This window comes from Mycobacterium sp. P7213, from assembly GCF_900604305.1.
GTDB lineage: Bacteria > Actinomycetota > Actinomycetes > Mycobacteriales > Mycobacteriaceae > Mycobacterium.
In genome coordinates, this window is sequence record NZ_UWOA01000017.1 from 67404 (window position 1) to 86852 (window position 19449).

The 19449-nt window shown below is 67.9% G+C and carries 21 protein-coding genes; 5 read left to right on the forward strand and 16 right to left on the reverse strand.

The window, feature by feature from the left end; translation table 11 throughout:
- Window positions 1-3: 3 nt before the first annotated feature.
- On the reverse strand, window positions 4-957 hold the full coding sequence (locus EJK91_RS08630; protein ID WP_125078710.1) for an oxygenase MpaB family protein: 954 nt from the start codon (window positions 955-957) through the stop codon (window positions 4-6).
- 132 nt (window positions 958-1089) lie between these two features.
- Between EJK91_RS08630 and EJK91_RS08635 the strand changes: the two genes are divergently transcribed.
- Entirely contained in the window at window positions 1090-1770 is a 681-nt protein-coding gene (locus tag EJK91_RS08635) for a PAS and ANTAR domain-containing protein (protein WP_125078711.1), read from the forward strand.
- A gap of 8 nt (window positions 1771-1778) precedes the next feature.
- On the opposite strand, the gene EJK91_RS08640 is transcribed toward EJK91_RS08635, so the two are convergent.
- The 5 genes from EJK91_RS08640 to EJK91_RS08660 all read right to left on the reverse strand — a co-directional run bounded on the left by EJK91_RS08640 (window position 1779) and on the right by EJK91_RS08660 (window position 7691).
- Window positions 1779-2594: a polysaccharide deacetylase family protein gene (locus EJK91_RS08640; RefSeq protein ID WP_125078725.1), complete on the reverse strand. Its 816-nt coding sequence runs from the start codon at window positions 2592-2594 to the stop codon at window positions 1779-1781.
- A gap of 53 nt (window positions 2595-2647) precedes the next feature.
- On the reverse strand, window positions 2648-3955 hold the full coding sequence (locus tag EJK91_RS08645) for a PhoH family protein (RefSeq protein ID WP_125078712.1): 1308 nt from the start codon (window positions 3953-3955) through the stop codon (window positions 2648-2650).
- Between the two features lie 192 nt (window positions 3956-4147).
- The gene (locus tag EJK91_RS08650; protein ID WP_046300032.1) at window positions 4148-4975 is read right to left on the reverse strand and encodes an acyl-ACP desaturase; all 828 of its coding nucleotides are present in this window, start codon (window positions 4973-4975) and stop codon (window positions 4148-4150) included.
- 62 nt (window positions 4976-5037) lie between these two features.
- On the reverse strand, window positions 5038-6312 hold the full coding sequence (glyA, locus tag EJK91_RS08655) for a serine hydroxymethyltransferase (RefSeq protein ID WP_046300042.1): 1275 nt from the start codon (window positions 6310-6312) through the stop codon (window positions 5038-5040).
- Window positions 6313-6467: 155 nt separating this feature from the next.
- Entirely contained in the window at window positions 6468-7691 is a 1224-nt protein-coding gene (locus EJK91_RS08660) for a hypothetical protein (RefSeq protein ID WP_024441097.1), read from the reverse strand.
- Between the two features lie 45 nt (window positions 7692-7736).
- Here EJK91_RS08660 and coaA point away from each other — a divergent pair, with 45 nt between their 5' ends.
- Complete coding sequence (gene coaA / locus EJK91_RS08665) at window positions 7737-8678, forward strand: type I pantothenate kinase (protein ID WP_024441096.1); 942 nt, start codon at window positions 7737-7739, stop codon at window positions 8676-8678.
- Between the two features lie 37 nt (window positions 8679-8715).
- Here the strand turns inward: coaA and EJK91_RS22925 are convergent, their stop codons facing one another.
- The 4 genes from EJK91_RS22925 to EJK91_RS08685 form a co-directional block, all read right to left on the reverse strand.
- Window positions 8716-9312: a DUF732 domain-containing protein gene (locus EJK91_RS22925; protein WP_125078713.1), complete on the reverse strand. Its 597-nt coding sequence runs from the start codon at window positions 9310-9312 to the stop codon at window positions 8716-8718.
- Between the two features lie 54 nt (window positions 9313-9366).
- Entirely contained in the window at window positions 9367-9774 is a 408-nt protein-coding gene (locus EJK91_RS08675; protein ID WP_125078714.1) for a hypothetical protein, read from the reverse strand.
- A gap of 98 nt (window positions 9775-9872) precedes the next feature.
- Window positions 9873-11240, reverse strand: a complete 1368-nt coding sequence (locus EJK91_RS08680) for a hypothetical protein (protein WP_125078715.1) — start codon at window positions 11238-11240, stop codon at window positions 9873-9875.
- Between the two features lie 6 nt (window positions 11241-11246).
- The gene (locus EJK91_RS08685) at window positions 11247-12047 is read right to left on the reverse strand and encodes a (2Z,6E)-farnesyl diphosphate synthase (protein ID WP_024441092.1); all 801 of its coding nucleotides are present in this window, start codon (window positions 12045-12047) and stop codon (window positions 11247-11249) included.
- 75 nt (window positions 12048-12122) lie between these two features.
- On the opposite strand from EJK91_RS08685, the gene trhA reads away from it, so the two are divergent.
- A complete protein-coding gene (gene trhA / locus EJK91_RS08690; RefSeq protein WP_024441091.1) occupies window positions 12123-12827 on the forward strand; it encodes a PAQR family membrane homeostasis protein TrhA in 705 nt (234 codons plus the stop codon).
- Between the two features lie 10 nt (window positions 12828-12837).
- Here the strand turns inward: trhA and EJK91_RS08695 are convergent, their stop codons facing one another.
- The 4 genes from EJK91_RS08695 to mca are packed head-to-tail and all read right to left on the reverse strand — an operon-like array spanning window position 12838 to window position 16504.
- Window positions 12838-13221, reverse strand: coding sequence for a nuclear transport factor 2 family protein (locus EJK91_RS08695; RefSeq protein WP_024441090.1), 384 nt, complete (start codon window positions 13219-13221; stop codon window positions 12838-12840).
- A gap of 10 nt (window positions 13222-13231) precedes the next feature.
- On the reverse strand, window positions 13232-15307 hold the full coding sequence (locus tag EJK91_RS08700) for a thioredoxin domain-containing protein (RefSeq protein WP_125078716.1): 2076 nt from the start codon (window positions 15305-15307) through the stop codon (window positions 13232-13234).
- 52 nt (window positions 15308-15359) lie between these two features.
- Window positions 15360-15635, reverse strand: coding sequence for a hypothetical protein (locus tag EJK91_RS08705; RefSeq protein ID WP_046302327.1), 276 nt, complete (start codon window positions 15633-15635; stop codon window positions 15360-15362).
- The gene (gene mca / locus EJK91_RS08710) at window positions 15632-16504 is read right to left on the reverse strand and encodes a mycothiol conjugate amidase Mca (RefSeq protein WP_024441087.1); all 873 of its coding nucleotides are present in this window, start codon (window positions 16502-16504) and stop codon (window positions 15632-15634) included. The genes EJK91_RS08705 and mca overlap by 4 nt, the downstream gene beginning before the upstream one ends.
- Before the next feature lie 155 nt (window positions 16505-16659).
- Here mca and EJK91_RS08715 point away from each other — a divergent pair, with 155 nt between their 5' ends.
- Window positions 16660-17082, forward strand: coding sequence for a DUF4307 domain-containing protein (locus EJK91_RS08715; RefSeq protein ID WP_125078717.1), 423 nt, complete (start codon window positions 16660-16662; stop codon window positions 17080-17082).
- Window positions 17083-17202: 120 nt separating this feature from the next.
- Window positions 17203-17697, forward strand: a complete 495-nt coding sequence (gene greA / locus EJK91_RS08720; protein ID WP_024441085.1) for a transcription elongation factor GreA — start codon at window positions 17203-17205, stop codon at window positions 17695-17697.
- 24 nt (window positions 17698-17721) lie between these two features.
- On the opposite strand, the gene EJK91_RS08725 is transcribed toward greA, so the two are convergent.
- A complete protein-coding gene (locus EJK91_RS08725) occupies window positions 17722-18882 on the reverse strand; it encodes a cystathionine gamma-synthase (protein WP_125078718.1) in 1161 nt (386 codons plus the stop codon).
- Window positions 18879-19449: RDD family protein (locus EJK91_RS08730; RefSeq protein WP_164517916.1), on the reverse strand; the 571-nt coding region annotated here is incomplete at its 5' end. The genes EJK91_RS08725 and EJK91_RS08730, both read right to left, overlap by 4 nt.

Sequence of the window (19449 nt, forward strand, 5' to 3'; positions counted from 1 at the left end):
GTGTCATCCCATCGGGCAGCCGGGCGGGGCAAAGGATTCCAGCGCGACCGAGCGGTGCATCTTCACCAGCTTCTCGTACTGCAGCCTGTTGTAGGCCAGCGGCACCAGCACCACGCGATCGGGCAACACCCGCCACGCCATCTGCAGCAGCTGAGTGTAGAAGTTGAATTCGACGTCGTGGTGCGGCTGCCACCGGAAGCCGGTCAGGTCCCGGACCCCGGGATGCATGATCCCGAACGAACAGATCTTCACCACGCGACCGGCCCCCGCGCTGACGACCGACCACAGCGGCCCCGCCGCGGCACGCACCGGGGCGGGCAGGGCCGACGGCAGCGGCAGCTTGCCCAGGCCGGCGGTGACCCGGTCCAAGAACGGGTTGGCCGCCAGGTCGGTCTGCACCATCTGGTCGTAGTACTCGGCAGCCTCGGTGTAGGTCGCAGGGAACTTGCCGGCCTTGCCGGGCAACTCGAGCGCGCGGAATGCCTCCACCAGTTGCTGGTAGGCCGCCTCCCGTTCGGCGTCGTTCCATTTGATCCCGGTGACCGGGGTGAACGAATTGAGGGTCACGAACATGCCGCTGACGGCAATCCAGTTCCACAACCGTGGGTTCAGCGCGCTGTAGCGGACGTCGGCGAAGTCGCCTTTGCCGTGGCCGTGCACGTCGCGGTGCAACCGCTTGAGGCGATCACCTTCGGCGGCGCGGTCCTCGGCGTCTCCCCAGATGGCAAGCAGGGCAGAGAATCCGCTCCGAATAGCGCGGTCGGTGAAGTTGCGTTCGAAACGTCCGGTCTTGTCCACCGCGGCCGCCACCGGCACCAATGCCACCTCGTCGAACGCCGCCGCGCCGAACAAGCCCGACAGCACGCTGCCCGAATGCCTGCGGAACTGGGCMATCACCTCGGGCCGGACGCGAGCGGCAGGGGCGATGCTGGTGACGCGACTGGTCACTGCCGTCATCTGTGGCCTCCTCGGCTCGCTTGACACAGAGAATAGTTTTTCGTGTCAAAGTGTCAATAACCGTGGCGTGACAACGCCATCACGGCCACATTTTGTCGCCGCCCGGGGCTTCCGGGAATTATTCTTCGACTTATGCGGCCGGATGGTTTAGGCGGTACAGAACACGCCTCCGAACTCGACCAAGCACTCACGGGCGGCCAGGCGCAGACCGTCGGCCGATTCCAGTTCTTCATCGACCAAGAGCGCTGGGAATGGTCACCGGAAGTCCAGCAGATGCACGGCTACGCGCCCGGCGAGATGCCGAACCCCACAACGGCGCAGGTGTTGTCGCACAAGCACCCCGACGATGTCGATCACGTCTTCGGCGCACTGGAGGACACCCGCCGCACGCGGGCTGCCTTCAGCACCCGTCACCGCATGATCGACACCGCAGGTCGCACCCACCAGATCACTGTGGTCGGCGACCTGATGCGCGACGACCGGGGCACAGTGGTCGGCACCGAAGGCTTCTACATCGATATCAGCCCCGCCGAAGCGGCATATCAGGACCGCATCTCAGAAGACGTTGGCGCCATTGTGGACCAGCGGGCCGTGATCGAGCAGGCCAAAGGCATGCTCGCTGTGGTCTACGGTCTCGAAGACGCTGCTTCGTTCGAGTTGCTGCGCTGGCTTTCCCAGCGGACGAACATGAAGCTCAGGACACTGGCTGAGCTCCTGGGGGAGCGGTTTCGCGCACTCAGCGCTCCGGTACTGCCGGAAAGACACGAGTACGACATCGCATTGATGTCTCTTGTGCCCTCAGAAGGGCCGTAGCGCCCGCCTCATGCCCCGTTGTTGGGTCCCCCGGAATTCGCCCCGGCAATGTCGGTGATCGGGAGGTTCGGCATCGGCGGTGGCGACGGCGTCGCCGGCAGTCCGGGGATGTCGGCGGGCGCAATGTCATGCAGCTCGTTGACCGGCGGGCCGTTCTCCCGGCTCCCGTAGACGCTGCCCGGCGCGCGCGGGCCGAGCAACTGGCTGACCGTCACCACGTGGTAGCCATTGGCTTTGAGCACCGGCAGGAACTGGTAGACCAGATCCACCGTGGATGAGTAGGTGTCGTGGAACAACACCACCGACCCTGGCCTGATCTGGGTCATCAGCATGTAGCGGGTGGCATTGGTGTCGGCGTCGTTGATCCAGTCGAACGGGATGACGTCCCACAGAATCGCGGCCTGTCCGGCCTCGGCGGCCCGCGCGTTGACCGCCGCGTCGGTGAGCCCGCCGGGAGGGCGCCACAGCGTCGGCGTGATGCCGGTGGCGGAACGGATCGCGTCGGTGGCCTTGGAGAACTGCGCGGGCACATCCGCTGCCGGGATCGTGGTCATGTTCGGGTGTTCCCAGGTGTGACTGCCGATCTCCATCCCGGCGTCGGCGATCCGCTTGGCGCCCGCCGGGTCGGCCGCCACCTTGTTGCCGATCAAAAAGAACGTGGAGCGCGCACCGGCGTCGTTCAAGATGCCCAACAGCCGGTCGGTGTAGGGCGAGGGACCGTCGTCGAAGGTCAGCGCCACACACTTGTCCACGGCGCAGTCCACCGGTTCGGCTGACGCCTCGTGGACATGGCTGGTGCAGGCGCCGAGCACCGCAACGGCCATCGCAACAACACCGACATGCCAGAGTTTTGCCACCCCGGCAGCCTACCGGGGGCTCAGCCCAGGTCGGGTCCGCTGATCTCCTCGAGCATCTCGGTGACCAGGGCCGCGATCGGCGAGCGTTCGCTGCGCAGCAGGGTGATGTGCGCGAACAGCGGGTGGCCCTTGAGCTTCTCGATCACCGCGGCGATGCCGTCGTGCCGACCGACCCGCAGGTTGTCGCGCTGCGCGACGTCGTGGGTGAGCACCACCCGCGAGCCGGTGCCCAGCCGCGACAGCACGGTCAGCAGCACGTTGCGCTCCAGTGATTGCGCTTCGTCGACGATCACGAAGGAGTCGTGCAGCGACCGGCCCCGGATGTGCGTCAGCGGCAGGACCTCGAGCATGCCGCGCGACAGCACCTCTTCGAGCACCGCCGGGCTGGCCAGACCCTCGAGGGTGTCGAACACCGCCTGAGCCCAAGGCCCCATCTTCTCGTTCTCGCTGCCCGGCAGGTACCCCAGTTCCTGGCCGCCGACGGCGTAGAGCGGGCGAAACACCACCACCTTGCGCTGGGTGCGCCGCTCCAGAACGGCTTCCAGGCCGGCGCACAGCGCCAGCGCGGACTTGCCGGTGCCGGCCTTACCCCCCAGGGAGACGATGCCCACCGATTCGTCGAGCAGCAGATCCAGCGCCACCCGCTGCTCGGCGGAACGTCCACGCAGGCCGAACGCCTCCCGGTCGCCACGCACCAGCTGCACCCGCTTGGCGGCATTGACCCGGCCCAATGCGTGCGAGCTACCGGCGAGAAGCCGGATTCCGGTGTGGCAAGGCAGATCCCGAGCCACAGCCAGGTCGATCTCGCCTTCGTCGAACAGCGCGTCGACGTCCTCGACAGACGCCTCGACCTCGTCCATCCCGGTCCAGCCGGAGACGATGACGTCCTGGGCGTGGTACTCGTCGGCGGCCAGGCCCAGCGCGGCGGCCTTGACCCGCAGCGGAATGTCCTTGCTCACCAAGGTGACCCGGCGCCCCTCGGCCGCCAAGTTGGCCGCGCAGGTCAGGATCCGGGAGTCGTTGCTGTCGGTGCGGAACCCCGTCGGCAACACCGCGGGATCGCTGTGATTGAGCTCGACGTGCAACGTACCGCCCTGTGTCCCTACGGGAATGGGCTGATCAAGCCGCCCATGTTCTAGTCGCATGTCGTCGAAAATGCGTAGCGCCTGGCGGGCGAACCAGCCGAGCTCGTGGTGGTGGCGCTTGGCCTCCAACTCGCTGATTACCACCAGTGGGACGACAACCTCGTGTTCGGCGAACCGGGTGCAAGCCCACGGGTCCGACAGCAGCACGGAGGTGTCGAGCACGTACGTCCGGATTTCAGGCACTAAGCGCTCCAGCGGTGAGGGCACGCGCGACCCCGCGCGAACATTTCGACGGGGGGCACGGCACAGAACCGGGGCCGGTCCTGTCGTAATCACGACCGGTGGTGCCGATGAGACAGCGAAGCGTGTGGCTAGCCATCGATTGCGACGGTACCCCCGTCGGCGCGTGCGCGCTGCGCAGGCGCGCCGGAGTTCTCAGCCGATGACGAACGGCTTCAGATCGGGGTTGGCTGCCAAGCCCCAAGCGCTGATTCGGTCGGAGATCACCCGACGCAACTGGTCGGGTCCGAAGATGCCGGCCTCGGCGATTGCGGCCTGCCGGTCGGCGTAGGCATCGATGTCGGCGCCGACGACCTTGAGCTCGGCGGACCGGGCGACGATCGCGGCCACCGTCTCGTCGTGCACGTAGTCCAGGCAGTGCGCGACCAGATTTGCGAAGAACTCCTCGTGGCGCTCCTCGTCACCGGCAATCCGGCCGATCAGACCCTTGAGCACCGGCTCCTCGGTCTTGTCGGCCAGATTGCGGCAGAACTCGGCGCAGGCACGCTCGTAGAAGGCCATGAACACCAGCGTCTCGACCTGGCTGTAACGGTCGGCGCGGTAGCCCTTCTGCACGTGCTCCATGCGCACCCGCTCGTTCTCATCAGGGTCGATCTCCCGGGTCACGATGAGGTACTCACGCAGCGCGATGGCGTGCAGGTGCTCCTCAGCGGTCCACCGGCCGATCCAGCGGCCCCACTTGTCCTCGAGGATGAAGTGCTCGACCAGCTCACGGTGGTAGCCGGCCAGGCTGTCCTTCTCGACAAGCAGGATCTCGCAGGCGTCGGTGATCACCTTGGGCAGCGTGACCTGCGACGGGTCCCAGTCCTTGCCGCCGAGAAACGCGAAGTTCTGGCCCTGCTCGAACGGGACGAAGTCGTGCGCGTACCACGGGTCCACCGAGTCGATGTGGCGGACCAAGTTCGCGTCAACCACCGGTTCCAACTCGCGGATCAGTGCATTAGCAACGGGACGTTCAGCCATGAAAGTAACTGTAACCCGAATTCACACTATCCTGTCAACTCGGGGTGCGGCGTGTTCCCGGATCAGGCGAGCTTCCAGTCCTCCAGGCCCTCGTACAGCGGGAAATCCTGCGCCAGCTTGGCAACCCGCGCTCGCAGCGCCGGCACGTCCGCGGCTGAACCGTCCGCCAGCGCGGTGGCGATGACATCGGCGACCTCGGTGAACTCGGCGTCGCCGAAACCACGAGCGACCAGCGCCGGGGTGCCCACCCGAAGCCCGGAGGTGACCATCGGCGGCCGCGGGTCGTTCGGGACCGCGTTGCGGTTGACGGTGATGCCGACCTCGTGCAGCAGGTCCTCGGCCATCTGGCCGTCCAGCGGCGAGTCGCGCAGGTCGACGAGCACCAGGTGCACGTCGGTACCGCCGCTGACCACCGAGACGCCGGCCTTGGCCACGTCGGCAGCCAGCAGCCGCTCGGCGATGATCTTCGCGCCGGAGAGCACCCGCTGCTGGCGCTCGGCGAATTCGGGGGTGCCGGCGATCTTCAGCGCGACGGCCTTGGCGGCGATGACGTGCATCAGCGGGCCGCCCTGCTGACCCGGGAAGACCGCCGAGTTGATCTGCTTGGCGAATTCCTTCTGGCCGACGATCAGACCGGACCGCGGGCCGCCGAGCGTCTTGTGCACCGTGGTGGACACCACCTGGGCGTGCGGCACCGGCGAGGGGTGCAGCCCCGCGGCCACCAGCCCGGCGAAGTGCGCCATGTCCACCCACAGCGTCGCGCCGACCTCGTCGGCGATGGACCGGAACGCCGCGAAGTCGAGGACACGCGGGTAGGCCGACCAGCCGGCGATGATCACCTTCGGCTTGAACTCCAGCGCCTGGGCGCGCACCACGTCCATGTCGACGCGGTGAGTGACAGGGTCGACGCCGTAGAAGGCGTTCTCGTAGAGCTTGCCGGAGAAGTTCAGCCGCATCCCGTGGGTCAGGTGTCCCCCGTTGGCCAGGTCCAGGCCCAGCAGGCGGTCGCCGGGCTCCATCAGCGCCTGCAGCACCGCGGCGTTGGCCTGCGCACCCGAATGCGGCTGGACGTTGGCGAAGTCAGCGCCGAACAGTTCCTTGGCACGGTCGCGGGCGATGTTCTCCACCACATCGACGTGCTCGCACCCGCCGTAGTAGCGCCGGCCCGGCAGGCCCTCGGCGTACTTGTTGGTCAACACACTGCCCTGTGCCTGCAGTACCGCCCGCGGCACGAAGTTCTCCGAGGCGATCATCTCCAGCGTGTCGCGCTGACGGCCCAGTTCCTTGCCGAGCAGCTCGGCGATGTCGGGGTCGAGTTCGGCCAGCGGGGTCGACATGGTGAACGCGGGGCGGGTGTTCGGTGCGGCAGTCACGCCCTCCAGTTTGGCACGCGGAACTTCACTCGATTGCCGCAGGCCAGCCATCACTCCCCTGGCGCCGACTGTGCGGATTTATCCGCAAATCACGAGGTCCGCTGTGTAAAACCGCACACTCACCCGCCCCGCCCGGTCTCCGGGGCGCCGTCGGCTCGCAACGCCGACGGGGTCAACGGTTCGTCGAGCAGCCGGCGGAACCGCTCGGTGAGGCTCACCCCGGGGGGCGCGGCGTCCAGCCAGCCCCGCAGCAGCCGGTAGCCCTCCACGTAGGTCGAGGTGTAGGCCCGCCACAGCGGCGAGGACAGGAACCGCAGCGTCTGGCGGGCCCGGTCATCGGTGACCAGCAACCACCGGCGCAGGTAGTCGGCCACCTCGTCGGCATCGCGATGCTCGTCATGCAGCATCAGCGCCGCATCCTGGCGGACGTCGGCCAGCGCCGCGGCCGCCTCGGAGATTGCTTCAGCCCGCACACCGTCGAACTGCAGACCGAGGTCGGCGTAGATCTCGGCGGCCCAAGTACCCCAGCCCGGCCCGACCGCGGCATATAGCGCCAAGTCGGCCAGGCCCTCGGCCATCAGGCACTGCGGAGTGTTGACCAGGAAGATGGTCTGCTCGGCCTGGCCGAGCTGCTCGACCAGTCCGGCCTCTTTACGGCAGTGCTCGGTGTGATGGCCCGGGTAGGACTCGTGGGCCACCAGCCGCGGCAGGTTCGACGTCAACTGTTTGAGATCTGCGTTGACCGCCACCGTGGAGCGGTAGTCGCCGCGGTAGTAGTTGAATCCCGACCACGGCTTGTCGGTGACCACCTCGTAGGTGATGGTCTCGGACTCCGGCAGCGGGAAGTCCACCCGCACCCGGTCGCGCAGTGCCGAGGAGAAGGCGTGGATGGCCGCTTCCAACCGCTCCGGCGGAATCTCCTCGGCCCGCCGGTGCGCGGCCATCCGCTCGGCCAGCGGGCCTGTGCCGCCCAGCGCTTCATCCAGCCGGGCGTGGGCGTGGCGATAACGGTCGGTGTCGCCCTTGACGATGTCGACGTCGAAGTAGTCGCGCACCTCTTCGACGAAGCCGACCTGCTCCCCGGCGAACTTGCGCCCGGCGCACGCCAGCGCCCGCAGATGCACCCGCAGGTACTCGGCGCGCGCCGGATCGAGACCGCCGGGCAGTGCCGCGACCAGTTTCTCGGCCTGGCGGGCCAGGTCGGACGGGTTGGGCCTCGGCTCGTTCGCGACAAGCCGCTGCAGCTCGGGGTCGCCGGTGAAGGCGTCGACGTAACCCTGCTCGATGCGGTCAAAGCGCAGACCGAGCAACAGGTACTCACGGATCAATTCGGCGGGCTCCATACCCGATCAGGCTAACCGTCGCGGCTCCTGCAAGACTGTATGGTCATGCGGCGGCTTAGCGAGCCGACTCCCTACGTGGAGTTCGACCGACGTCAATGGCGGACACTGCGTATGTCTACGCCGATGCCGCTCACCGAAGAAGAAGTCGTCGCACTGCGCGGCCTCGGCGAGCAGGTCGACCTGCTGGAGGTCGAAGAGGTCTATCTGCCCCTCGCGCGTCTGTTGCACCTGCAGGTCGCGGCCCGCCAACAGCTCTTCGCCGCCACCGCGGAATTCCTGGGTGCCGAGAACGACCAGAATCCCGATCGGCCGGTGCCCTTCGTCATCGGGGTGGCGGGCAGCGTGGCGGTGGGTAAGTCGACGACGGCCCGTGTGTTGCAGGCGCTGCTGGCGCGCTGGGACCACCACCCGCGGGTGGACCTGGTCACCACCGACGGGTTCCTCTACCCCAATCACGAGTTGCAGCGCCGGAACCTGATGCACCGCAAGGGGTTCCCGGAAAGCTACAACCGCCGCGCACTGATGCGGTTTGTCACCTCGGTGAAGTCCGGTGCCGACTACGTGTGCGCGCCGGTCTACTCACACATGAGTTACGACATCGTGCCCAGCGCCAAGCAGGTGGTCCGCCACCCCGACATCTTGATCCTCGAAGGTCTCAACGTGCTGCAGACCGGGCCGACGCTGATGATCTCTGATCTGTTCGACTTCTCGCTGTACGTCGACGCCCGGGTGGAGGACATCGAGCACTGGTATGTCTCGCGCTTCCTGGCGATGCGCTCTACCTCGTTCGCCAACCCCGACTCGCACTTCCACCACTACGCGGCCCTGAACGACCAGCAGGCGGTGGCTGCCGCGCGCGACATCTGGCGTTCGATCAACCGGCCCAATCTGATCGAGAACATCCTGCCCACCCGGCCGCGAGCGACCCTGGTGCTGCGCAAGGACGCCGATCACTCCATCAACAAGCTGCGGCTGCGCAAGCTTTAGCTGCGCGGCGCAGCGGGTCGTCGCCGTCTGCGCAACGCTAGGGCTGCGTGGCGGTGCCCGGCTGCGGGTGCCCTGGCGGGGGCGCCGGCTCCGCCGGCGGTGGTGGCAGCTCGCCTGCGGGTGCAGGCTCGGGCGGCGGCGGGAAACCCGGCGGCGGCGGGAAACCCGGAGGTGGCGGGAAACCCGGCGGCGGTGGGAAACCCGGAGGTGGCGGGAAACCCGGCGGCGGTGGGAAACCCGGAGGTGGCGGGTCGGCCGGCGGCGGAACCTCAGACCCTGGCGGCGGCGGTTCGCCGGCACCCGGCGGCGGCACGGCCGGCGTCGGGTTGGCGGCGGGCGCCAAGGTGTCCGGGCACATTTCGCGTTGCGCCCCGTCGATCATGACCTTGGTGACACCGTCGACAACCTTCGTGCCGAACCGGTCCTTGGCCGGGCGACCCTTCCGCAGGTTCTCGCAGATGATCTTGCCGAACTGCACCGCACCGGACGGGGTGGTCAGCCCGGGACTGTTCTGATACTTGAAGCCGTGCGACTCAAGGTAACTGAGGTAGCTCTTCTCGTCGGCCTGTGCCGGCGCCGCGGCGTAGATCAGGATTCCGGGGATCAGCGTCGTCGCCGCCAGCCGCCACTTCATGGGACAGAACTGTAGACGGTGACGGCCGCGGCGACACGTTGAGTGGGCTGCGTCTCAGCCCAGGCGGCGCAGCCCGCGGTACTGCATCACCGCGAAGAACGCCGTGTAGACCGCGCTCGCCAGCATCGCCACCACGCCGATTCCGGTCAGCGGCAGCACGCCGGCCTCGACCACTCCGATAGCGGCAATGGTGCATGCCACATTGGCGGCGATCACGCCGATACCCGCGCGACGCAGGTCCGGCAGCGCGGACAGGAAATAGACCACGACGCCATAGAGGATGCAGAAGGCGGCCAACGCGTATTCGTGAGCCACTGTGAGGCCCTCCAGGGCTGCCATGGGGCGAGCGGCGAACACACCGGCCAAGCCGATGCTTCCGGTGATGGCGGCGTCGGCGCGAAGCGCGAAGCGCAACAACGAGTCGGTCGAGTCGGACAAGACCGGGGTGGTGATGGCGGTCATGAGGAAATCCCTTCGGGTGTGGTGCGGACACCCTCGACCTTCCGGCGCAACCGCTGCCACATCGACCCGTGGCACTGCCAAGCACTGCCAAACGCAGGTCAGAGAGCCGGCGACACCGTCATCCGGCCGCGCAGGTCGGCGGCGATCACCCGGGCCCCGGCGTTCTGCCAGTTGTGCAGCGAACGCTGCGGCACCTCGGTGACCAGCCACTGCCAGGCCTGGCGGGCGGTGGGGTCCAGTCCGGCCGCGGTGGCGTTCTGCGCGTAGGCACGCACACCGACCACGTAAGGGAAATACAGGGCGTTGTAGTGCCGCCACTGTTCGGTGGTGCCGAACTCGCCGCAGTCACGCGGCTTTAGCGCGGCGATCCGGTCGGCCAGCAGAGCCTTGAGTTCGTTGGCTCGTTCCAGCGGCGCATCGGGCGCGCCGCGGGCGGCCAATCGCTCGTCGATGACCGGTAACGCGGTCAAGGGGCTGGCGACAAGCTTCGACAGGTCCCCGTAATGCCCCAACGCCCGGCGGGTCAGCCGGACGAAGGTCTCCTCGTCGAGGTCATCGAGCGGCCCGGTCGAGCGCAGGGCCAGCGCCGCCTCGGTGCCGCGCAACACCGCGCGATCGGCGCGCAACGCCGGGGAGCGCCAAAACGCCAGCCGGTCCCACAACCCGGCCAGCCGATCGACGAACACCTGGACCTCGATCCCCACCGCGATCGTGGTGAACAGCAGCACCGTCAGCGCGGTCTGCGCCACTGGCTCGGGCCGGGTCAACCACAAACCGATCAGCGCCTGCCCACCCAGCAATGCCGCCATCGCGACGCAGGCAAGAAACGACCGCAGCATGTCCAGCCGCAGTGCCTGCCCCTCGTCGAAGGCGTCCCAGAGCGCCACCGCCAGGCCCAGCAGCAGCACGTCGACACCGGTGCTGGCCAGTGCGATCCCACTGGGCACCACGCCCAGCGGGATGATCAAGATCGCATTGGCCAAGGCGAAGAACAGCGTCGCGACCGCAGCCACCCCCAGCACCGAACCGGGCTGCGCGGGCCGGATCAGTGCCTTGACCATCGCCGCCAAGGTCGACACCGAGATCACCACGAACAGCAGCCAGTGACCGGGCCCCGGCGGGCCTTCGACGCTGCCGGCCCAGGTCGCTCCGATCAGTGCCGCAGCCGCAACCACGCCGATGAACGTCACGTCGCGCGCGCGGCCGGTCCAGCGATCACACGGCCGGGCCAGCTCCAACAGCACCGCGAACCAGGCCACCCCGGGAACCACCGCCAGGTAGATCTCTACCCGCCCGAGCAGCACCGGATGCCACACCGCACGGATCGCGTCGGCGGCCACCACGGCAGCAAAGCCGCACAACCCGACCGCGGCCAGCACCAGCACCGGTTTGCGCGGGTCGCGCGCCAACAGATACATCCCGAGCCACCAACTCAGGGTGAAGACCAGCGCCGACAACACAACCACGGATCGCTACTGTCCAAATCTCCGGTGCCGCACGCTGTAGTCGCGCAGCGCTCGCAGGAAGTCGACCCGACGAAACGCCGGCCAGTGCGCCTCAGTGAACCACATCTCCGAGTAGGCGCTCTGCCACAGCAGGAAGCCGGACAGCCGCTGTTCCCCGGAGGTGCGAATCACCAGGTCCGGGTCGGGCTGGCCCGAGGTGTAGAGGTTCTCCGAGATGCCCTCGACAGTCACCGCGTCCACCAGTTCCTCGGCCGTGGCGCCGTTGGCCAGCTGCTTGCCGAGCAGGCCACGCACCGCGTCGACGATCTCTTGCCGGCCGCCGTAGCCCACGGCGACATTGACGTGCAGGCGCGAGGCACCGCCGTCGTTGCACGCGGTGCTCTCTACCGCCTCACGCAGTCGACGAGCTGGTTCTTCGCCCAGCAGCGCCAGGTCGCCGACGGTGCGAACGCTCCATCGGTTCGCGGGCGCGCAGATCTCCTCCACCACGTCGGTGATGATCTCGATGAGGGCAGCCAGTTCGGCGGGGTCGCGCTGCAGGTTCTCGGTGGACAGCAGGTAGACGGTGGCCATCTCGATGCCCGCGTCGGCGCACCAGCGCAGCATCTCGGCGATCTTGGCCGCGCCCATCCGGTAGCCGTAGCTGACGTCGCGGTAGCCGGCATCGCGCGCCCACCGCCGGTTGCCGTCGCAGAGGACGGCGATGTGGCGGGGCAGATTGGACCGCGACGCCGCCAGGCCCTGCCGGAGGCGCAGTTCGTAGATCCGGTACAGCGGCTCCTTCAAGCGCGCCGGGATGATTGCCACAAAAACCCAGACTACTGTGATCTGAAAGCAATGACGGGAATCAGTCCGGGATCCGCGTGGAGTTCAGGAAGGCCCATGAGCACCCACACCGACACCATCGCCGAGCCGAATCCGAACGATCTGCCGGCCGCGCCGCACACCAAGCCGCGGGCGCGCGGCTGGATCCACTTCGTGTCGGCCATTGTGGCGCTCATCGCCGGAACCACCCTGACCGCGGTGGCCTGGTCGCTGGCCGGGCTCGAGGCCGGCCTGGCGACACTGGCCTACTCCATTTCGGTGGTCGGCATGTTCGCGGTCAGCGCGACCTATCACCGGATCACCTGGAAGTCGGTCGCCGCCCGTATTCGGATGAAGCGGCTCGACCACGCGATGATCTTCATTTTCATCGCCGGCACCTACACCCCGTTCGCACTGCTGGCGATGGACCACGGCGCCCAGGAACGGCTGGTGATGGCGATCGTGTGGGGCGGTGCGCTGGCCGGCGTGGTGCTCAAGCTGTGCTGGCCGACCGCACCGAAGTGGGTCGGGGTGCCGCTCTACCTGCTGTTGGGCTGGGTATCAGCGTTTTTCATCGCGACGATCATGCACAACGCCGGCGTCTCGGCAATGGTGCTGCTGGCCGTCGGTGGCGCGCTCTACAGCATCGGTGCGATCATGTACGCGCTGAAATGGCCGGACCCGTGGCCCGCGACGTTCGGCTACCACGAGTTCTTCCACGCCTGCACCGCCGTGGCCGCGATCTGTCAGTACATCGCGATCTGGTTCGCGGTGCTCGCGTAGCGGCGGAGGCCTACAGCTGGGTGATGTTCTCCGCCGACCAGTAGGCCTTCATCCCGGCGATTTTGCCGTCGCCGTCGAACACCATCACGTCGATCGGCTCGATCCGCATCCGGTGGTCACCGTTGGTGATGGTCAGCGCGAAGTGGAACGCCGCCTCGTTGCCGGCGACCCGCAGCGTCACCAGCTCCGACTTGCGGTCCAGACCGGTGATGGCCGAGTAGAAGTTGCGAATGGCCTGGTGGCCGATGTGCACCTCGCCACCCACCGGGTCTTCCAGGGTGGCGTCGGACGCGTAGAGCGCGACCAGCGCGTCGGCGTCGCCGCCACCGACCAGCTCGATGTAGCGGTGGACGGTCTCGGTGATGGCCTGTGCCCGCTCGGGTGCGCTCGTCATGTGCCGCACGTTACACGGATGACGGATTCGCGTTCACTTCAAGGGCTACGCCAAGTGCGGAGGCCAACTCCGCAGCGGTGCGCACCGGCAGGTCGCACACCGGCCCGCGGCAGACATACGCCGCGTCGGCGCCGTTGACCCGGTCTCGCCCGGCCAGCAGCTCCGATGAGTCAGCCACCCCGCCGACCACGATCGTCCCGCCGGGGGCCAGCCGACGCGCCTGCTCCAACAGCGCGGAGTCCGGGCCCTCGCAGGCCACCGCAACCTGCAACGGACCGCGTATGTAGGCCTCGGCGATGCCGAGCCAGTGCCCGACCGCGCGGGGCACACGCTCGAGCAGCGCGGCGTGCGCGGCCAGCGCGTCGGTCACCGCCTGACGGTAGCGCTCGCTGCGGTCGGCGGCAGCCAGGTGGGCCGCGGTCAGCAGCGCCTCGGTGATCAGTGCCGCGCCCGAGGGGGTGGCGCCGTCCATCGGATCGCTGGGGCGCAGCATCAGGGCTTCGGCGTCGTCGGCACTGTCGAACCATCGGCCCGGTGAGTCCGGATCCGCGAAGTGGGCCAGCGCGGTGTCCAGCAGGCCGGTGGCCGCATCGAGCAGTCGCTGCTCGCCGCTGAGCTGATGCAGGCTGAGCAAGCCGGTGGCCAGCGCGCCGTAATCCTCCAGGATCGCGGCGCTGTCTCCCACCCGGCCGCCCAGGCTGGCCCGCCGCAGCCGGCCGTCCACCAGGTGCAGGTCGAGCAGCTTGCCGGCGCACTGTTGCGCCGCAGCGCTCAGGCGCGGATCGCCCAGTGCCACAGCTGCTTCGACTAACGCGGTGATCGCCATCCCGTTCCAGGCCGTGACCACCTTGTCGTCGCGCCCGGGCTGGGGCCGGGACCGCCGGGCGTCCAGCAGCCGCTGGCGCACCCGATCCAGCCGCTGCTGATCGTCGGGATCGGTCAGTAGCTGCAGCACCGACGTGCCGTGCCCCTTCGACGGTCCCAGCTTCCCCTCTCCTTCGTCGAGCCTCGCTGAACCGCCGGATTCAAAGGTGCCACCCGAAGTCACCCCGAAAACGTCTGCCGCCCATGCCCCGTCGTCGGCACCGAGAACCTCGGCCAGCTGCTCGGGCGTCCACACATAGGTCAAGCCCTCCTGGCCGTCGGCGTCGGCATCCAGCGACGAGATGAACATCCCCCGATCGGAAAGATCTTCCAGCAGGAATCGGGCCGTTTGGGCGGTCACCCGCATGGCCAGCGGATCACCGGTGCGCCTGGCCCAGTGTGCGTAGGCCCGCAGCAGCAACGCGTTGTCGTAGAGCATCTTCTCGAAATGCGGTACCACCCAGGCGTTGTCGACGCTGTAGCGGGCGAATCCGCCGGCGAGCTGGTCGTAGATCCCGCCACGGGCCATCGCCGCACCGGCGCGTGTCACCGCATCGAGCGCTGGGCGGGTCGCGGTCCGCTCGTGATGACGCAGCAGGGTTTCCAGCAGCACCGACGGCGGGAACTTCGGCGCACCACCGAACCCGCCGTGCGTGATGTCCTCGTCACGCAGCACCGCGGCCACCGCGGCGTCGCAGAGCATCGCATCGACCGGCGGCCCCTCCCCCGGCAGTCCGGCGGCCATCGAGCGCAGCTCGGTGGCGATGTTGTCCGAGGCCTCCTCGACTTCGTCGCGGCGCTCGTTCCAGGTGGCGCTGATCGCCGAAAGTAGGTTCAGGAAAGCGTCTTTGGGGTAGTACGTGCCGCAGTAGAACGGCCGGCCGTCGGGGGTCAGGAAGCAGGTCATCGGCCAGCCGCCGCGCCCGGTGAGTGCCTGGGTGGCGGTCATGTAGATCGCGTCGATGTCCGGGCGCTCCTCCCGGTCGACCTTGATACACACGAAGCCCGCGTTCATCGCCGCGGCAACCTCGGCGTCCTCGAACGAGCCGTGCGCCATCACGTGACACCAGTGGCAGGCCGCGTAGCCGACCGACAGCAGGATCGGCACGTCGCGTTGCGCGGCTTCGGCTAGCGCCTCAGGCGTCCACTCCCACCAGTGCACCGGGTTGTCGGCGTGTTGACGCAGATATGGGCTGGCGGACGCTGCGAGACGGTTGGCCATCCCGCCACGCTAATCCTGTTCATCATGCGCGGGCCCGCAGCACCTGCGGCGGCTATGCGGTCCCGTCGTCGCCCGGATGGTCGCCTGACGAAGCCGACCCGACGGTTCCCTCGTCGGCGGCTTGATCGGCGTCGGGGTGCTCAGGGTCGAAAGAGTCCGGCAATTTCTTGAGCTGGCGATTCATCGACCACACCAGCCCGAACGTGCCGAGCATCAACAGCACGATGACCAACAGCCCGAACGGGCTGGCCTTGCCGAAGTCCGGCCCGGTGTCGCGCGGCACGTCATCGGCCACAATCCACAGCACGGTCAGCACAGCGTGGTTCATCCGTTGTCCTCGATCCCGGCGAACAGGTCCGCCTCCGGCAGCGTAACCGGCACCCGGGACCGAGCCAGCTCGAACTCCTCGGTCGGCCAAAGCCGCTGCTGCCACTCGATCGGCGCGGCGAAAAAATCGCCGTTCGGGTCGATCTGCGTGGCGTGCGCACGCAGCGCGTCGTCACGCTGGCCGAAGAACTCGGCACATTCGACGCGGGTGGTCACCCGGTCGGCGAACACGTCGTGGTCGGGCTGCCAGTGCTCGAGCCATTTGGCGAACGGACCGACCTCGCCGTTGCGGGCGAACTCGTCCTGCAACAGCTGCATCCGTTGTCGCAGGAACCCGTGGTTGTAGTAGAGCTTGGAGACGCTCCAGGGCTCACCGGCCTGTGGGTAGCGGCGGTGGTCGCCGGCGGCCTCGAACGCTGCCACCGACACCTGATGGCAGCGGATGTGGTCGGGGTGCGGGTAGCCGCCGTTCTCGTCATAGGTGGTCATCACATGCGGACGGAACGTGCGCACCGCCCGCACCAGGGCCTCGGTGGACACCTCCAGCGGCACCAGCGCAAAGCAGTCCTCGGGCAGCGGCGGCAGCGGGTCGCCCTTGGGCAGACCCGAGTCGACGAATCCCAGCCAGTGGTGTTCGACCCCGAGGATCTCGGCGGCCTTGGCCATCTCGTCGCGCCGGACCTCGGCGATACGGCCGTGCACATCGGGCAGGTCCATCGCGGGGTTGAGGATGTCGCCGCGCTCGCCGCCGGTCAGAGTCACCACCATCACCCGGTGCCCCGCGGCGGTGTAGCGGGCCAGGGTGGCCGCGCCCTTGCTGGACTCGTCGTCGGGGTGGGCATGCACCGCCATCAATCGCAGTCCACTCATGCGCACATTCCCCGTTCCCTCCAGGTTCCTCCTGCCGAAACCCCGGACCGGACGCCTATAGTTCCAGATGGTTTCCGGCTCCCATCGTTACACCACCTGCGGCGGGCGCGGTAATCGCTCCCGACTCCACCGTTGACCATGGGACACACCTCACGATGACCGACTCCAGGCCAGCCAGATACGGGGATACCCAGGGCAGCGCCCTGCCCCGCCGGTTGCTGGCGATCGCACTGGCCGCGCTGGCAATCGCCACCGTTGCTGCCATCGCGATGTTGGGCTACCAGCGCTTCGCGACCGCCGAGGTCAAGGGTGAGCTGTACGGCTACGAGGTGCTAGACCACCAGACGGTCACGGTTAGGTTCAGCGTGACTCGATCAGACCCGTCGACCCCTGCGGCCTGCATCGTGCGGGTCCGATCCAGCGACGGCAGCGAGACCGGCCGGCGTGAAGTGCTGATTCCGCCGTCGGAGTCACCCACCGTTCAGGTGACCACGACGGTGAAATCTTCCCAGCCACCTGTCATGGGCGACGTCTACGGTTGCGGCAGCGACGTCCCCGATTACTTACGATCGCGTTGATGCCGCGGTGGTACCCTGTATGGATACACGGTTCCAGCTGGGACCGTGTATTGCTGCATTAGAACGATGTCGCCCCCGCTGCCCGACGGCGCCGGATCCGACGACTAGGAGCACAGTGAGATGACGGACACCCAGGTGACCTGGTTGACGCAGGAGTCACACGACCGGCTCAAGGCGGAGCTCGACCAGCTGATCGCGAACCGTCCGGTGATCGCCGCGGAGATCAACGACCGCCGCGAAGAAGGCGACCTGCGTGAGAACGGGGGCTACCACGCCGCGCGCGAGGAGCAGGGCCAGCAGGAGGCCCGCATCCGGCAGCTGCAGGAGTTGCTCAACAACGCCAAGGTCGGCGAGGCTCCCACCCAGTCAGGTGTGGCACTGCCGGGCTCGGTGGTCAAGGTCTTCTACGACGGCGACAAGTCCGACACCGAGACCTTCCTGATCGCCACCCGCCAGGAGGGCGTCAACGACGACAAGCTCGAGGTGTATTCACCGAACTCGCCGCTGGGCCACGCCCTGCTGGGCGCCAAGGTGGACGAAGAGCGCAGCTACACGGTGCCCAGCGGCAAGACCGTCAAGGTGACCCTGGTCAGCGCGGAGCCCTACCACTCCTGAGCTCCGCTTCGGGGGCTCGTCGCGTCAGTCCAGCGCCTGCTTCAGGTCGGCGATCAGGTCGTCGATGTCCTCGATGCCCACCGACAGGCGCACCAGATCGTCGGGAACCTCGAGTTGCGAACCCGCGGTCGACGCATGCGTCATGGCGCCGGGTAGTTCGATCAGCGACTCCACCCCGCCGAGCGACTCGGCCAGGATGAAGATCTCGGTTCCGGCGCAAAGCTTCTCGGCGGCGGCTCGGCCACCCCGCATCCGCACCGACACCATGCCGCCGAATCCGCGCATCTGCGCTGCGGCGACGTCGTGGCCCGGGTGCTCCGGCAGGCCCGGGTAGAGCACCCGGCTGACCGCGGGATGGCGAGAGAGGAATTCGGCGACGGCTCCGGCGTTCTCGCTGTGCCGCTGCATCCGCAGCACCAGGGTCTTTAGGCCGCGCAGGGTCAGGTAGGCATCGAAGGGACCGGGGACCGCACCGGCCCCGTTCTGCAGGAACGCGAATGCCGTGTCGAGCTCTTCGTCGTCGGTGACCAGCGCACCGCCCACCACGTCGGAGTGTCCGCCGATGTACTTGGTGGTCGAATGCAACACCACGTCGGCGCCCAGTGTCAGCGGCTGCTGCAGCGCGGGCGAGGCGAAAGTGTTGTCCACCAGGACCTTTGCGCCGGCTTCTTTGCCGATGGCAGCGATGCCCGCGATGTCGGCGATCGACAGCAGCGGATTGGTCGGGGTCTCTACCCAGATCAGCCTGGTTTTGTCGGTGAGCGCCCCGCGGACCGCGTCCAGGTCGGACAGCGCGACCGGGGTGTGCGCCACACCCCACTGGGTGAAGACCTTGTCGATCAGCCGGAAAGTGCCGCCGTAGGCGTCGTCGGGAATGATCAGGTGATCACCGGGGCGCAGGATCGACCGCAACGCGCAGTCCGTGGCGGCCATCCCTGAACCGAACGCCCGACCGAATCGACCCCGTTCCACCGCGGCCAGCGCCGTCTCCAGTGCGGCCCTGGTCGGGTTGCCGGTGCGCGCGTACTCGAATCCGCCGCGCAGGCCGCCGACGCCGTCTTGGGCGAAGGTGCTGCTGGCGTAGATCGGTACGTTGACGGCCCCGGTTGCCGGGTCCGGACGAAACCCGGCGTGGATCGCCGTGGTGGACAGGCCGGTATCGCCGTGCGGTTGCTTCTGACTCAACGGATCGGCAGGCAGACGGTGGTCATGATCTTGTCGGCGATCGTCTGGCGTTTGGCGTCCCACAGCGGGAACAGGTAGCCGATGCAGAAGATCGCGCCGTCGATGATGTGTGCCAACTGGCGCACGATCGACATCCCGAACCCGATGGGCTCGCCGGTGGACTCGGAGACCACCTTGAACTTCAGCGCCGACTTACCGATGCTCGATCCGGTGGTGCCCTGCCGGTAGCCGAAGTTCCAGATCCCGTAGGCCAGCGCGGCCAGCCAGCCGATGAACATCAGCGCCGCGCCGGTGCTCGACGGCGTGACCGTGCAGGCGAAGCCGTCGGAGTCGGTGATGCACTCCTTGTCGGCGGTGGTTCCGGCGATCATCGACGGAATGCCGTAGAGCACCAGGATCGGCAGGAAGTCGACGAAGTAGGCGCCGACGCGAGTCAGCCACGAGGTGTAAGCGTCTTGCGGCAGCTGGCCGACCGGGCTTCCGACCGCACCGGGGTACGCGCCGTAGCCCGGTGGCGGCGGCGGGTAGTTACCCGGTGGCGGCGGGGGGTAGTTCCCGGGCGGTGGA

Excerpts from the sequence above, each read along its gene's own strand:
- EJK91_RS08660 (WP_024441097.1), bottom strand. The coding sequence starts at position 7,691 with ATGGAGCCCGCCGAATTGATCCGTGAGTACCTGTTGCTCGGTCTGCGC.
- EJK91_RS08640 (WP_125078725.1), bottom strand. The coding sequence starts at position 2,594 with ATGGCCGTTGCGGTGCTCGGCGCCTGCACCAGCCATGTCCACGAGGCG.
- greA (WP_024441085.1), top strand. The coding sequence starts at position 17,203 with ATGACGGACACCCAGGTGACCTGGTTGACGCAGGAGTCACACGACCGG.
- EJK91_RS08635 (WP_125078711.1), top strand. The coding sequence starts at position 1,090 with ATGCGGCCGGATGGTTTAGGCGGTACAGAACACGCCTCCGAACTCGAC.
- EJK91_RS08715 (WP_125078717.1), top strand. The coding sequence starts at position 16,660 with ATGACCGACTCCAGGCCAGCCAGATACGGGGATACCCAGGGCAGCGCC.
- EJK91_RS08695 (WP_024441090.1), bottom strand. The coding sequence starts at position 13,221 with ATGACGAGCGCACCCGAGCGGGCACAGGCCATCACCGAGACCGTCCAC.
- glyA (WP_046300042.1), bottom strand. The coding sequence starts at position 6,312 with ATGTCGACCCCGCTGGCCGAACTCGACCCCGACATCGCCGAGCTGCTC.
- trhA (WP_024441091.1), top strand. The coding sequence starts at position 12,123 with ATGAGCACCCACACCGACACCATCGCCGAGCCGAATCCGAACGATCTG.
- EJK91_RS08675 (WP_125078714.1), bottom strand. The coding sequence starts at position 9,774 with ATGACCGCCATCACCACCCCGGTCTTGTCCGACTCGACCGACTCGTTG.
- coaA (WP_024441096.1), top strand. The coding sequence starts at position 7,737 with ATGCGGCGGCTTAGCGAGCCGACTCCCTACGTGGAGTTCGACCGACGT.
- EJK91_RS08650 (WP_046300032.1), bottom strand. The coding sequence starts at position 4,975 with ATGGCTGAACGTCCCGTTGCTAATGCACTGATCCGCGAGTTGGAACCG.
- EJK91_RS08705 (WP_046302327.1), bottom strand. The coding sequence starts at position 15,635 with ATGAACCACGCTGTGCTGACCGTGCTGTGGATTGTGGCCGATGACGTG.
- mca (WP_024441087.1), bottom strand. The coding sequence starts at position 16,504 with ATGAGTGGACTGCGATTGATGGCGGTGCATGCCCACCCCGACGACGAG.
- EJK91_RS22925 (WP_125078713.1), bottom strand. The coding sequence starts at position 9,312 with ATGAAGTGGCGGCTGGCGGCGACGACGCTGATCCCCGGAATCCTGATC.
- EJK91_RS08700 (WP_125078716.1), bottom strand. The coding sequence starts at position 15,307 with ATGGCCAACCGTCTCGCAGCGTCCGCCAGCCCATATCTGCGTCAACAC.